Source organism: Calditrichota bacterium (assembly GCA_014359355.1).
In the GTDB taxonomy this organism is placed as follows: Bacteria; Zhuqueibacterota; Zhuqueibacteria; order JANLFK01; family Oleimicrobiaceae; genus Oleimicrobium.
The window spans coordinates 1-14,138 of record JACIZP010000371.1 but is presented as its reverse complement, the minus strand read 5'-3'; the positions used below and the strand labels follow the sequence as shown (position 1 = coordinate 14,138).

Annotated in this window: 8 protein-coding genes; 2 read left to right on the top strand and 6 right to left on the bottom strand. The window is 62.2% G+C overall.

Features of this window, described 5'->3' with window-relative positions; translation table 11 throughout:
* Nucleotides 1-52: 52 nt before the first annotated feature.
* From H5U38_15535 to H5U38_15525, 3 genes are read right to left on the bottom strand one after another with little or no spacing between them, the layout of a single operon-like run.
* Nucleotides 53-1,936 (bottom strand): BamA/TamA family outer membrane protein, encoded by a 1,884-nt coding sequence (locus H5U38_15535; GenBank protein MBC7188437.1) that lies wholly within the window; start codon nucleotides 1,934-1,936, stop codon nucleotides 53-55.
* A 7-nt stretch (nucleotides 1,937-1,943) separates the two neighbouring features.
* On the bottom strand, nucleotides 1,944-5,417 hold the full coding sequence (locus H5U38_15530; GenBank protein MBC7188436.1) for a hypothetical protein: 3,474 nt from the start codon (nucleotides 5,415-5,417) through the stop codon (nucleotides 1,944-1,946).
* On the bottom strand, nucleotides 5,398-6,321 hold the full coding sequence (locus tag H5U38_15525) for an NHL repeat-containing protein (protein ID MBC7188435.1): 924 nt from the start codon (nucleotides 6,319-6,321) through the stop codon (nucleotides 5,398-5,400). Before H5U38_15525 ends, H5U38_15530 begins: the two co-directional genes overlap by 20 nt.
* 318 nt (nucleotides 6,322-6,639) lie before the next feature.
* Between H5U38_15525 and H5U38_15520 the strand changes: the two genes are divergently transcribed.
* Together H5U38_15520 and polX are read left to right on the top strand one after the other, a co-directional pair.
* Complete coding sequence (locus tag H5U38_15520; protein ID MBC7188434.1) at nucleotides 6,640-7,545, top strand: exo-alpha-sialidase; 906 nt, start codon at nucleotides 6,640-6,642, stop codon at nucleotides 7,543-7,545.
* A gap of 92 nt (nucleotides 7,546-7,637) precedes the next feature.
* Nucleotides 7,638-9,359, top strand: coding sequence for a DNA polymerase/3'-5' exonuclease PolX (polX, locus tag H5U38_15515; protein MBC7188433.1), 1,722 nt, complete (start codon nucleotides 7,638-7,640; stop codon nucleotides 9,357-9,359).
* A 250-nt stretch (nucleotides 9,360-9,609) separates the two neighbouring features.
* Here the strand turns inward: polX and H5U38_15510 are convergent, their stop codons facing one another.
* From H5U38_15510 to H5U38_15500, 3 genes are read right to left on the bottom strand one after another with little or no spacing between them, the layout of a single operon-like run.
* Nucleotides 9,610-12,126: a TonB-dependent receptor gene (locus H5U38_15510; GenBank protein MBC7188432.1), complete on the bottom strand. Its 2,517-nt coding sequence runs from the start codon at nucleotides 12,124-12,126 to the stop codon at nucleotides 9,610-9,612.
* Between the two features lies 1 nt (nucleotide 12,127).
* The gene (locus tag H5U38_15505) at nucleotides 12,128-12,895 is read right to left on the bottom strand and encodes a hypothetical protein (protein MBC7188431.1); all 768 of its coding nucleotides are present in this window, start codon (nucleotides 12,893-12,895) and stop codon (nucleotides 12,128-12,130) included.
* Nucleotides 12,892-13,905 carry a PorV/PorQ family protein gene (locus tag H5U38_15500; protein MBC7188430.1) on the bottom strand — a complete coding sequence of 338 codons (1,014 nt, stop codon included), beginning with the start codon at nucleotides 13,903-13,905 and terminating at the stop codon, nucleotides 12,892-12,894. Before H5U38_15500 ends, H5U38_15505 begins: the two co-directional genes overlap by 4 nt.
* Nucleotides 13,906-14,138 lie beyond the last annotated feature (233 nt).

Sequence of the window (14,138 nt, the reverse complement as noted above, 5' to 3'; positions counted from 1 at the left end):
CCCAGAGCCCCTGCTGGCGCGGCTCGCCCTTCGGGCCGCCGCAGGCAGCTACTCAGAACTCGTTCACCAGGCCCACGTGCACCTTGGTCTCCATGAGGCTATCGCCTTTGCCCAGGCCCAAGTCCACGCCGACGATGCCCAGCCCGGTCTCGATGCGCACCCCACAGCCGTAGCCGATGCGGTAACCTTCGCTCGTCTGGTGTGCATCTTCGCGCCAATAGTAGCCGCCGTCCAGGAAGACAAAGGCGCGTGACCTTCTGCCCAAGAGGTAGCGGTACTCCACATTCGACCAGGCCACCTTGCTACCGCGGAACTCATGTTCCCGGTAGCCGCGCAGGGTGCGCGCCCCGCCGAAGCGGAACTGGTCCTCTATCGGAATCCTGCCCTGAGTGCTGGTCACCTGGCGTCCATGCACGGCAATGGCTACGACCTGATAGCGGAGGGGCTGTACGTAGAGCTCCGCATCGACTATCACCCGTCTGTTGTCCACTCTGGGCGGCACGCCGTACAGGGCCTGCTGGTCCGGCGAGACAAACTGCTTCTTGCGGTCGACCGATAGGGCGGTCTGGTAGAAGAACCCAGAACGCGGGTTGAGCAGGTCGTCGCGGGTGTCGTACTCCACCCCAAGCGCGCCGGTCAGAGAGCGGCTGCGCGGCATACCCAGCAACGCTGTGGCCAAAGAATCCGGTAGGACCTCGCCTCGGCCAAGCTGGACCTTAGCAGTGAGCCGGTCAGCTAGGGGCAAGGAGAGCTCGAGGGCGAGATCCCGCCGCACGTAGGTGGTGTCCTGCACCAGTTGCTCGAAAGCGCAGCCCAGGCTCAGCGGGGAGCCCAGAACCCATGGTTCGCGGTAGGAAAAGCGCAACTCCTGGGTCTTCTGATCGCGCTTCTGCCAGCGTGCCTGGAGTGCGCGGGCAGTCCCAAAGAGGTTGCCCAGAGACAGGTCCAAGAGGCCGGTGAGGTAGCCCTTCTCGGTGCCTACCCCGGGATTGTAGCCGAGCACGCCGTCGATGGAGCTTGCCTTCCGCTCGCGCACGGTGAGCAGTACGCCGCCAGTCCCCTGCTCGCCCACAAAGGCCACAGGCGGGTCGGCGCTTTCGATGAATGGCAGTCTTTTGAGGCGCGCTGGCACGCGCTCCATCGTTCGCTGGCTGTACAGCTGTCCTGACCTCAGGCCAGCGGCCCTGGCGATAACCTGCCGCTTGGTGGTGGTCGCTCCCACCACCCGGACTTCGTCGATGCGCACTTGTGGCCCTAAGAATGCACTCAGGCAGATGTCGAGCAGGCGGCTTTCTTCCTCTTCGCGCAGGGAGAGGCTATCCAGCACCAGCTGTGCAAATGGGTAGCCGCGGTTCTCGAACTCGCTGAGAGCCTCCTGCAGGTCGCGGCGGAGGACCTCCTCGACAAAGGGTCTGCCAGGGCGACTATCGAAGCGCGCCAGCAGCAGGCGGTGCCACTCCTCATCTACGCCGTTGATAGCGATGGTGCCGATGCGCGCCAGTGGGCCTTCTTCTATCCAAAAACTCACCTTCACGCCGCTGCTGTCGGTGCTGTAGTGAGCGACTATTGAGTCGACACGCGCCCAGGGGTAGCCTTCGCGCCGGTAGGATTCCAGCAGGGCGCGGCTGCGTTCCTCTGCCTCGTGCGCTCCCCAAGGTGCGCCTGGCCGGATGTTGGCCCACTGCAATGCCTGCTCCTCGCTGACGGCGTGGGTGCCAAGAATCCGCACCGACAGCACCTTTGCTCGGCCTGCGCTTCCGGCGTCCCTGGCCTCCAGACTCCTCCCTTCAGTCTGCCTCGGCCCTGCGACCTCATCTGCAAATGCTGCCTCCCGGCCGATGTTCCCCGATGAATCGGCTGACAGGGATCGCCACAGGCCCATGCAGAGGAGCACGGCGACGAGCGAAACGATGGCTTTGTCTCTCCAGAGCGACATCTTTTTCTCAGAAAAAGGCCCGCATCTCCGCCTTGGCGATGTGCACCGCCTCTGGCCTTTGTGGCTCGCTGCGCCCCGAGTAGGTCAACGAGGCCCGCACATTGTCGCTCACGCGGTACTCTGCTGCGATGTTCCAGCGCAGGGTCGTCCCTGGCTGATTCCCCTCGGCGATTTCATAGGGGATGGCACGCCCGGCCTGGTCCACGTCGACGTTCACCCACTCGATGTCCGCGCGCACCTGCCCCTTGCCCGGCAGGGAGTAGACCACCGCGGGTTGCAGCGCCGCAAAGCGCGCGTTGGTCGCCGGGGTGAAGGCCACATCCTTCTGCAAGGCCATCTTGGCTTTGAGCGCGAGCTCGAGTATCGGCTTCGGCCGATAGGAGAGCGCAGCAGTCACTCCGCGCGACCGAACATCGCGATTTTGCCGTCCGGCAAAGCGGAAGGTACGGGCATTCCGCTCTTGCGCTGCGTCCACCTGCAGACCAACCTTGGAGCTCAGTTGGGAGGTCACTCGCGCCGCCCACTCCTGCAAGCGCTGATCCTGGCCTCCCTCCAGGTACTGGTTGTTCTTCTCCTTCCGCCCCTGGTATCGCAGACGCACAGAGGCCTTGCGGCTATTCTGCAGCACGTAGAGGTCCTGGCGCAAGGTCATCAGGCCGAACATCGTCGTCTCGTCTCTCTGAAAACGGGCGAGGTTGAGGCGGTAGATCTGCCACGAGTCCGACTCCCTGCTCTTTTCCTCGATGCGCACCAACGTCTCTGTAGCCAACGCCGAAAGCACACGTTCGCCCACGCTTGGTTTTCGCCCCTCGGCAATGCCTTTGGGAAAGAACTGCCTGGGGTCGAGCCGTATTTTGGCGCTGGTGCGCAGTTCAACAACCGGCACAAATTGGTCGGTGGTGAAGGTGCGCAGCACATAGTCACCCAGGGGGTCAGGCACGTACTCGTTGAGCTGCGCGTCGAACCGGTAGTTGCCGTCGCCCGGGCTCACCTTCAGGTAGACGCGCTCCTTCTTGGCGACCGCGGTGTTGGCCACCTGGTAATGCCACTCGCTGCTCAGGGCCTGCCGCCACGGGGAGAAGGTTGCCTTCACCTCGGCCAAATCGGTTCTCTGGTCGCTTATCTGGGGATCGGCATAAGAGCGCTCGCGGTGGGTGAATTCGGCGCTTGCCGCAAGGCTCCGCCAACGCTGCATCGACCACTGGTATGTCTGCGTCGTGGCCACCGACTTGGGCGTGAACACCCCGCCCCGATAGTCGCGGTCGTCCCGATAGGAGAACTTTGCCGCACCACTCATTCTGCCCAGATTCACCAGCTCCAACCCCGCCTGGTAGACGTCGAAGCGGAAACCTGAGCTGAGCGTATCCGCAAACTGCTCCTTGCGGACCTCGTTTTCGTAGCCCAAGATTGGCCTGAGTTTCCACCACTGGTAGTCGACGCTGCCACGCTGCCTCAGCCAGGTTCCCGCCTTGTTCCGGGGTGCCTGCTCGCGATCAATGAACTCGAAGCGGTAGGAGGCACGCGGCAAGCGTGGCCTTGCAAGGCTGGACTGCAGTTCCAACCGGGTTGCGGAGAACCCAGACCCTTTGCGAATGCCCCCATACTCGCCGCGGAACTCGAGGCCAGTCCCTGGGCTGTACTGCCCCACCAGCTCGTGAACCAGCTCCTGGCGCGTGAGGGAGTCCGGCAGGTCCCAGCGCCGCTCGTATTCCACCGCTGTGGTACGGTCGATGTCGGCGAAGTGGCTATCCACGCGTCGTAGGCGGGCCATGAGCTGCCCGGTACCCAGTGCGGCGCCAAAAAGGCGCAGGCGCTCCGGCTTGAGCTCAATGCTCACCGCGGAAGCGAGGCCGCGATTGTCACCGTCATCAAGGTCAGAGTAGCTGTTGGCATCAAAGCGGCTCATTGCTCCTTCGGCGCGCACGTTAAGGAAGGGCCGCGGCGAGAAGCTCACGTCTGCGCCGATCAGGTCGTGACTGCGCGCCACCGGCAGCAGCACCACAGGCGAATAGCGGCCTGCGCCGTGACCGACAAAGCGGTATACACCGCCACCTTCGTAGGCGTAATCGCCCTTCCCCTCGCCTACATCGGAAAAGGAGACGTTGTAGGCACCCGAGTCGGGTCCGACGTAGCGGAATACGCCTGCGGCGTCGAGCTGGTAGCGTCCTTTTCCAGGTCCCACGTAGGTGGCACCGTCCTCCACTGCCTTTGCGGGGTCATCGCCGGCAGCGCGGAGCAGGGCCAGCCGCCGCTCGGTGAGGGAAAAGTCCAGTGGATTGTCCTTGTCGTCCGCCTCGCGCAGGTAGCTGACCCCCACCTGCAGCTTATCCGCCCACGGGCTGGCCGTGGTGCGCAGCGCATAGATGTTGCGGCGAAAGCGCTCGTCGGAGTACTGAAAGTCCACAGTGATGCGCGAGTCGGCCGTGATCAGTCGCCGCCTGGTGAAGGTAATCTGCGCGGTGCTGTAGTCGATGACATAGTCGTTTGTCTCCCCGCGTACCATCAGCTCGCCATCCACCCAGACCTTCTCGGTGCCGGCCAGCACGATGATGTCAATCTGCCCCCGCTCCCCTTTGAGCTGGTAGGGGCCCTGATATCCTTCTTGCCCAAGAAAATACTGCGTGCGGAATTGTCCCCTGGACACGGCTCCTGAGGCGGTTGCAGCCACCGGGCCGTGGCGAACCGTGGCCATCGCGCCCTGCAGCTTGCGCGCATAGCCGGCAAACTCCGTCCCGGTGAGCTCCAGGTAGTAGTCGCCCATGGTCACATGCACGTCACGCCCTTTCAGCTCGACAAAGACTTTGTCGATCTCCTGCAGGGTCTGGGTGTTGCCCTCGGGCTGGATGGGCGTGTTCTGGTCGGTGAGGGAGGCCACTACCTCCAGGTTTTCGCTCACCCTGCCGGCCACTTGCATACGAAGACCAGAGTCGACTTTGAGTCCACGGTTGGAGCCGATGGTAATGCCGCGCACGATGCTGCCGCTCTTTTGTAGGTCGGCGCCGTACATCTGAGGCGGCGCAGCAGGGGCGACCAACCCTTGGGGTAATGGCGCGGAGGAGGTGTCGGCAGGGAGGCGAAGAAGAGGGCGTCGTCGATAGATGCGTGGCAGCTCAAAGGGGAAGCGCTGGTACACGAGGCGGATCTGGGCATTCGGAGCAGGAAGTTGCCTCAGGTAAAGGATCCCTGGGCCGTAGTCGATCTGGTAGTCGGTAGCTCGCTGCAACGGCCGGCCGTCGAGCCACACGCTGTCGGTGCCCGGCACCAGCAGGCTATCGGGAAGGCGAATGGCCAGTTGCGTGCCATCCGCAACTAGCAGCACGTCCTTTTCATAGAGGCTTATGCCCTGCAGGCGGGGCAGTTGCGCTCGGCTCTGCCCTAATGCCGCTCCCAGCAATAGCAGAGCACAGGCCAGGGCGGAGCAGCTCTTCTTGCCCAGTTCTCGAGGAGAAAAGGCGCGCCTACTATTGGCCAGAGAGTTCAAAGACCTGCACCCGACAGTTGCCCCCATCCAACACGTACACCCGTCCGGCGCCTATTGCCACGTCGGTGGGTCGCTTGAAGGCGCCCAATTTGTCGCCGTGCGCCCCCCACTGGCCGAGGAGGCGCCCTTCCGGAGAGAAGGCGAGGATGCGGTCGTTCCCGGTATCCGCCACCCAGATGCATCCGTGGCTATCGACGCTCACGCCTGTCGGAGCACGGAGCAGCTCCGCACCGAGCTTGCGGATAAAGTTGCCGGAGTAGTCGTACACGAGCACGCACCCGCCACCGGCGTCAACCACGTACACCAGATCCTTGGCGCTCAGCGCGACTTGGGCCGGTCGTTCCAGTCTGCCCTGTGCCCAGCGGAAATCCCCAAAACTCAACTCCGGCACACCGAAGGAGTTGATCTTCAGCAACCGCCTGTTCTCGCCATCGACGAGAAAAAGCTCACCATGTCGCGACAGGGCCACGCTCAGCGGAAAACCGAAGCGGAGCGTTTCGTCCTGGCTCTCATCTGGGTAGTAGGAGGAGATGTAGTTGAGGTGGCTGTCATAGCGTTCGATGCGCTCGTTGTTGTAGTCAGCCACAAACACGTCGAGGCCGGCGGAAGCGCAAATGTCCACCGGACGGTCGAACTGCTCGCGCCCCCAACCAAAGCCACCGATCTGCTTCAGGAAGCGACCGTTGCCATCGAACTTCTGGATGCGATTATTGCCGGTGTCGGCGACGTAGACGTTGCCCTCCAGGTCGACGGCAATGCCCATGGGATTGCGGAACTGTCCAGGTTGGTCGCCTTCGCTGCCAAAGGCAAAGAGCAGGCGAAGCTCAGGAGTGCCAGGAAGGGACTGCCCAGCCACCGCACCCACCGCCACCAGCAGAAGGCTGATGCTGACCAGAGACCGCATGCCGATCACGCCCCTCCACATACATCACCGCTGCCTCTGCGATGTCTTCGCTGAAAAGATACGCCATTACAGCAACATTGTCAACACCTTTTTGCCTCGCCAGGGTCCGTTGCCCGGCCATTTCTCTTGATTTTCAGCCGCAGAATGCATAATATTGCGCAGAGGTCGGCTCTACGAACTAGGCGAGTTCATCACTGAAGCAAGTCCGGAGGTGCAATGACGCGGCTCTTTCGTTCCCCCCTGGTCGCCGCCGCAGCTTTGTGTTTCCTTGTCTTGGGATGTCACCCAAAAGGGTCTGAGCCGCAAGCCGGGGCGCAATTGCTCCGCGTAGAGCGCATCTGGGACAAAGCGCCGCACAACGCGTTCACGGACCTCATTCGCTTCCGCGGCCAGTGGTTCTGCCTCTGCCGAGAAGGGCAAGACCACATCTCTTTTGACGGTGTCCTGCGCGTCCTCCACTCCAAGAACGCCCGCCGCTGGCGTCCTGCGGCCTTGCTGAACGTACCGGAGGCAGACCTCCGCGATGGCAAATTCTCCGTCACGCCCGATGGGTCGCTCATGCTCATCGCGGGCGCGCGACGCGGGACAGAGCCGGCGAGTTTCGCGTCGCTCGTCTGGTTCTCTCGCGACGGGCACCACTGGAGCGGTCCGACAGAGGTCGCGGACCCTAACTACTGGCTGTGGCGGGTGACCTGGCACAACGACACTTGCTATGGCATTGGCTACTCGTGCGGCCCAGAGCACAACACCAGATTGTACCTGAGCCACGATGGCAGAACGTTTACGACGTTGGTGGCCAGAGTCTACGACCTCGACTACGCCAACGAGTCGTCGCTCGTTTTCGTCGACGGCGACACCATGCTCTGCCTGCTGCGGCGCGACCCAGAACAGGGGCTGCTGGGCGTCGCCGGGCCGCCGTACACTCAGTGGCGCTGGTTGCCGCTCGGCGTGCGCATCGGCGGGCCTTGCATGGTGCGCCTCCCTGACGGACGCCTGCTGGCTGCCGTGCGCCTTTATGACGAGCGCATGCGCACTGCCCTCTGCTGGATCGACCCGCAGCGGGGCACGTTGGAAGAGTTCCTGACGCTCCCCTCCGGCGGCGATACCAGCTACCCGGGACTGGTCTGGCACAAGAAGAGGCTCTGGGTCAGCTACTATTCATCCCACGAGGAGAAGACCGCCGTCTACTTGGCACAAGTGGCTTTGCCCCCTCGGGGCGAATAATACATCGCCAGGCCACGCTTTAGCTGGGGCCAAACAGGCGAACACCGCGCGCCAAGGCCGAGAGAGGGCTGGCCTGGCACCAGGAGGTGGCTATGACCAATCAGGAGATCGCGCGGATCCTGTTGCACATTGCCGACATCCTCGACATTCAGGGGGAAAACCCCTTCAAGGTCCGCGCCTACGTCCGCGCTGCGCAAACACTTGACGGACTCACCTACGAAGTGAGCACCATGAGCGACCCGGCACAACTCCGCGAGCTGCCGGGCATCGGCGAGGCAATCGCCAAAAAGATTCACGAGCTGCTGACCACTGGCACGCTCCGCTACTACGAAGAGCTCAAACAGTCGCCCTACGCCAAGCTCACCGACCTACTGCGCATCCCCGGCATGGGGCCCAAGCATGTGCGCTTGGTCTACGATGAGTTGGGTGTCAGCACCATCGAGCAGCTCAAGGAAGCTGCCGAGCAGGGAAAACTGCGCGGCCTTCCTGGCTTGGGAGAAAAGTCCGAGCAAAAAATCTTGGAAGGCATTCAACAGGTTCTCAGGTTCCAGGAGCGTCTGCCCCTCGGCTATGTTTTACCCCAGGCAAAGGCCATCGTGGAGAGCCTGCAGCAAGTCAACGAGGTGCAGCAGGCCTCGCTTGCCGGCTCCCTGCGGCGCATGAAGGAGACGGTGGCCGACGTGGACGTTCTCGTGGCCTCCTCCCAACCTGAGCCGGTCATGGAAGCCTTCACCCACCTGCCTCAGGTCGAGAAGGTGCTGAGCAAAGGAAGCACCAAGTCCAGCGTCCTGACCAAGGATGGCTTTCAAGTGGACTTGCGCGTGGTGCCGCCCGAAAGCTTTGGTGCGGCGCAGCACTACTTCACCGGTTCCAAGGCGCACAACATCCACATCCGCTCTTTGGGCGTGGACAGGGGACTGAAGATCAACGAGTACGGCGTGTTCAAGGGCGAAGAGCTGGTGGGAGGGGCAAGCGAAGAGGAGGTGTTCGCCGCTGTGGGCCTGCCATGGATACCTCCGGAGCTGCGCGAAGACCAGGGCGAGATCGAGGCGGCCGCGCAGGGACGTCTGCCCCATCTGGTGAGTCACCAGGACCTGCGCGGCGACCTCCACGTCCACACCAATTGGACCGACGGGGCGGACACGATTGCCGACATGGCCGCAGCTGCCCAGGCGAAGGGCTACACGTACCTCGCCGTGTGTGACCACTCGCCCACCGTGGGCATCACCAACGGCCTGACACCAGAGCGCCTGCTGGCGCAAATGGCCGAAATCGACAGCCTCAACCAACGCCTGGCCGCCGCAGGAAATCCCTTCCGCATCCTCAAGGGCATCGAGGTGGACATCAAGCCGGACGGCACGCTTGACCTGCCGGATGACCTCCTGGCCCGATTGGACATTGTGGTGGCCGCCGTCCACACCCGCTTCAATCTGAGCGCAGAGGAGATGACTCGGCGCATCGTGCGCGCCATCGAAAACCCGGTGGTGGACATCATCGCCCATCCCACCGGCAGGCTGATCGGACGGCGAGAGGCGTACCAAGTGGACGTGGATGCCCTCATCGAGGCCTGCCGCGCCTGCAACAAGGTATTGGAACTGAACGCCTATCCGGAGCGGCTAGACCTTTCCGACCTCAACTGTCGCAAGGCAAAGGAGAAGGGGGTCAAGGTCGCTATTTCCACCGACGCGCATCGAACGGGTAACTTGGAGTGGATGGCCTACGGGGTGGCAACGGCTCGTCGCGGCTGGCTGGAACCGCAGGATGTGCTGAACTGCCTGGCTCTGGAGGAGTTTATGGCCTGGCTGCAAAGATAGAGCGGCGCCTGCTTCGCGCAGCCAATGCGACTATCTCACGACTAGCAACAAACTGCGTGCGGCAGGCACCACCACTGAACACACTGTGCCAACGTGCCAGCCGGAACTCTCCTGCTGGGAGCCTTCTCACAGAACGGCACCGAGAGGGCCATTGTGGCCAACATCCAACCCCATGTGAGCACGTCGGCGGTTCGTCGTTGACGCGTGGCGCAGTGCCACTGCCCCTCCAGCGCTCCTATGGCCCCGCCACCTATCCCTGTGTCCCGAACACCAGGCGCACGCCGAGATTGACGCGCCGGCCAACATCCCAGGCGGAAGGGTCGCCCAGCTCGCCGCCCGGCTTGCCATCGGAGGCCACCCACAGGATGTTGGCGCGGTCTAAAATGTTGCGCACGTCCAGATAGCAACTCAAAGTCACCCACCCAGCCAGACGCAGGTCTGTGGAGAACTTGACGTCGAGGTAGGCGACTTTGCTCATCCGCCTGTTGTTGGGGATGAGTTTCGTGGTGAGGTCCGGCAGGATGCCGGTGCGCGAGGGGTAGTAGGTGTACGGGCGCGGCGAGTTCCAGCGCCAGACGACATTGACACCCCAGCGGCGCGGTTTGCCCACAAATCCCTCCACCACCAGCGTGTGCCGCTGGTCCCAGCTCAGATAGTACTCCTGATTGGGAACCTCGAAGCCCCACATGAAGTAGTTCAGCCCCTGCTGCGCGTTCCCGCTGTAGCCGCGTGCCAGCATGTAAGTGTAGCTAACCTTGCCGGAACAATAGGCACTGTAGCGCTTTTCTGCGACCACCTCCAGGCCGGAAGAGCGGGCCGCAGGCAGATTCACATACTGCGTGAATCCATCGTCTTCTGCTTTGGAATCGGTGGCCAGGAAGGTCTTGGTGTCCACCAACCCGCTCATCTCCTTCTGGAAATAGGTCAGTGACACGAGCACGTCCTGCCACAGGGTGTGCTTGTAGCTAAACTCGTAGGCCTTGGTGCGTTCTGGCTTCAGGTCGGGATTGCCGTACAGAAGGCGAATCCCCTTTTTCAGGTCAAAATGAAGGCCAGTGTACATATAGTCGAAGAGTGGCACCTGAAAGAAGTAGCCAAAGTTGACGAAGAAAAACCCCGAGCTGCCCACCGGAAAAGAAAGGCCAAGGCGCGGCGAGAGCTGGTGCTTGAGCGAAGCAGGGACCCAGGCCTTCACCTCCTGGCGAAACTCCTCCTGCGTGACCGGAATCCATTCGACCACCGGGCGTTCGGCGCGGGGATTGAGCACGTCGTAGCGCAGGCCGATGTTGGCCACAAAGAGGCCATTGTCGATCTTGTCCTGTGCATAAAGGGCCGCCTGCCACGGCCGATAGCGATACGTGCTGCTGAAATTCAAGAGCGGGCGGTCAATCAGCGGACGACCCCAGAAGGTCTTTTGCGGTTCATACTTAACCAAGTCGTTGTACAAGTCAAAGTACTGCAGCTCGCCCCCACATTTGACCTGGTGAATTTCCCCGAGCTGCGCGGTGAGGTCGGCTTTTGCCACATAGGTCGTCTGCCGCGCCTCCTGCCACCAGAGTCGTCTGCCGGAGATGATGAAGTAGTACCATGGTAGCTCGTACTGAAATGCCTGCGACGGGTCCACCTGGCTCTTGTCCCCCTGCCCCATGCGATGGTGCACGAAATAGCGTCCCAAGTTCAGGGTGTAGAAAAGCCACTTCTTAGGCGTGTGGGTCAGGGTGGCGCTGACGCGATAGGACTGCTTCCAGCGCGGGGGAAGGCCAGCCAGGTTGTACCGCCAACGGTATTCGTAGTCGTGCCAATCCCAGTCCGAGTAGAGAAGCTGGCAGACGGTGCGCAGATCACGGGTCACGTCGGCATTCACCTTCGCGACTAAGTTGAGGTTCTTCTCGATGGGCGAGCCAAATACCGGCACCATGTCCTGCCACCAACGCGTGTCTGACAGGCGCAGGTTGGAACTGACGAAATAAGTTGCGCGCTCCCTCTTCAGGGGGCCGGAGGCCAATACCTCATACTCGCGCAAATGGTTGGATTCCTCGATGCCCAGACGGTCGTCCAGCGCGCGCAGCCAGGCCTGAAAATGATCGCTCCCGCTCTTGGTGACGACGTTCACGATGCCGGACATGGCGTTGCCGTACTCGGCGTTGAATCCGCCCGTCTGCACGGTCAGCTCAACTACCGAGGCGTTGGGCAAGTCGCTACTCTGGCCGCCCATCATGGCGTCCTGAATGGGCAGGCCGTCGACAAGGTAGAGCACCTCGGTGTCCCTGCCGCCGCGGATGTGTCCGTCAGCGGTCACGCCCGGCTGCAGCATGAGCAGGTCACGGAAAGAGTCCACCGGCAGGTCGTCTAACTTGGAGCCGGCCACCAGGTGCGTGCTCCCGGTCACGTCCCGCTGAATGAGGGGCCGCTCGGCCGTAGCCACAATCACCTGGCCGAGGTCAAGGACTTGCGGTTCAAGCTCCACCTCAAGCGTCGTCTTCAGGTCCATGATGATGCGCACGTCACGCACCTCGCAGGGCACATAGCCGATCATGCTCACCCGCACGGCATAAGTCCCCGCGGGCAGGTGATAGACGAAGAAACGGCCTTCGCTGTTGGTAGCCGCGCCATAGCGCGTGCCCACCAGGACCACGTTGACCCCCACGAGGGGTTCCTTGGTAGTCTTGTCCACCACCGTGCCGGTGAGTGTCCCAGTGGTCCCTGCAAGAAGCCGGGCTCCCGGGAGCACCAGCAGCGTTGCAAGCAAGAGGCAAAGTCTGCGCATCTCATCCTCCTGCCGAAGCCGGCCCCTCGGCACAGGAGTACTTCGGCGTCATGCCGTGGGGAAACAGGTAGAAGATCCTCACCTCCAGTTCGTCGGTCTCGATGGCCGGGAATTCGCGGAAAAGCTGCACACTGGCCTTGGCCCTCACTGCCACCGGCGGGTCGAAGGCGACCAGTGAGTCCAGGGTCACGGTGCGGAGGGTGCGGCAATAGATCCACGGCACGACCTTTTTCTCTCGCGTCTCTGGATCGTACATTATGCGGTCCACCATCCTGCTGAGGATGATAGTCAGCTGATAGGGCTCATACCGATGGATGGACTTACCGTGCTCGTCCGTCTGGTCCCAGATGAGCTTATCTTCCGTGAACAGCACGTAGGTGTATCCAGGGTGAATGACCAGGCTCTCGTTGCCGGTGGTATCCGCATAGGTGAGCGTCTTACTCCACCCCCCTCCGTCGCGTGGCCAGATGCGCAAGGTGACCTTTATCCACTTGGTGCCATCGATGGTTTCGTCGAACACGTTTTCTACGGCTATGCGGAAGAAGATCTGCCATTGCCTGAGCAGTTCCATCTCCTCCGCAGGCACTTTATCCATTTTATAGCGGTCTTCAAAGTCCGGCGGCTGCGGGAAAGCGGTCTGCCCGAGCGTGGTGCGGAGGTGAGCCTTCAGCACCTCACTCCGGGGCGGCCCTTCCGGGATCTTTTCCTCGCACGCCAAGGCCAACGCCACCGGCAGCGTCAACACCAGCCATGTGCGCATGCTTTTCAAAAGGCCACTCCCATAGTGAACCGGTTTGTGCCCCCCAGATCCTTATGGTCGACATAGGCATAGTCGAACTGCAGGGTCCAGGTGCTCAAGCGGTAGAGCAGACCGCCACCCAAGCTGAGGCGCGGCGTGTCGTAGCCGTAATGATAGCCGAGGCGGAAGGCGAGCGTCTGCCGCCAAAGGTACTCCGCACCGAAATTGGCTCTGATGGGCGCGTCATTGGCGTCCACCAGGTCTGCGCCCACCAGCAGCTTGTGGTCGGCGCGCGCCAGCAGTTGTCCGGCCGGGCCCACCAGTTCGCTCATCGCGCCCAAGCGGATCGCGGCCGGCAAGGGCCACCTCTCCGTACGCAGCTGATACTGGCCACCAGTGCCTTCGCCTGGCACAGGGGTCACATCCACCAAGAGGTCTTCCCCGTACATCTGAAGTTTCCCGCCAAAGTTGGACAGGCATACCCCCAAGGTGGTGCCGAACAATCCAGTGGCGAACTGCATGCCGCCGTCGAAGGCCAGAGCATGCGCTGTCTCATTGTAGATGCCTTCCTGCACAAACTTGCCCGTGATGCCGACCGCCAAACGGTCAGTGAGGGCGCGGGCGTAGCTGAGGCCCAAGGCCAAGCTGTGTACGCCGTAGAATTCCCCGGTCCCGTTGGGCTGCTGCAGGGTCGTAATCTCAATATCGCCGGCGTGCAGATAACAGGCGTGTACCCCGAGGGCGCCATATGGACCCAAAGGCTCGATGTAGCCCACGAAACCGTAGTGCAAATCGAGGTAGAGATCGTTATAGGAGACCTGCAAGGTACGGTGTTGCACGGCCGCGGCCCCTGCGGGGTTCCAATAGAGGCTGCTCACGTCCCCGGAAAAGGCGACAAAGGCATCCCCCAACGCTGCTGCGCGTGCTCCGGCGCCCAGCTTCAGGAATTGCGCCGCCGAGGTGCCGACGCGACTGATTTCCTGGGCCGCGCCGAAGGAAGCAATACCGCCCAGTATGAGGAGCAGACACACCTTTCTCATTGCCAGTGCCCTCCTGAAGAAAGAGCATTTTCCCCAGCCCGCGCTCGGCCTCACTGACGCCGAGGCCCTCGCACGAGAGGCGACTCTCCCTACCTCACCACGGCAAACTTGCCCCGGTGGGTCCTGCCCTCCGGCGTCTCCACCACATACAGGTACAACCCATACGCCACCGGCAAACCCTCCTTGTTCCGCAAATCCCACCAACAATACCCCTGCCCCACACTGTCATGATG

Coding starts and splice junctions, on each gene's coding strand:
- H5U38_15535 (MBC7188437.1), bottom strand. CDS start 1,936: ATGTCGCTCTGGAGAGACAAAGCCATCGTTTCGCTCGTCGCCGTGCTC.
- H5U38_15510 (MBC7188432.1), bottom strand. CDS start 12,126: ATGCGCAGACTTTGCCTCTTGCTTGCAACGCTGCTGGTGCTCCCGGGA.
- H5U38_15525 (MBC7188435.1), bottom strand. CDS start 6,321: ATGCGGTCTCTGGTCAGCATCAGCCTTCTGCTGGTGGCGGTGGGTGCG.
- polX (MBC7188433.1), top strand. CDS start 7,638: ATGACCAATCAGGAGATCGCGCGGATCCTGTTGCACATTGCCGACATC.
- H5U38_15500 (MBC7188430.1), bottom strand. CDS start 13,905: ATGAGAAAGGTGTGTCTGCTCCTCATACTGGGCGGTATTGCTTCCTTC.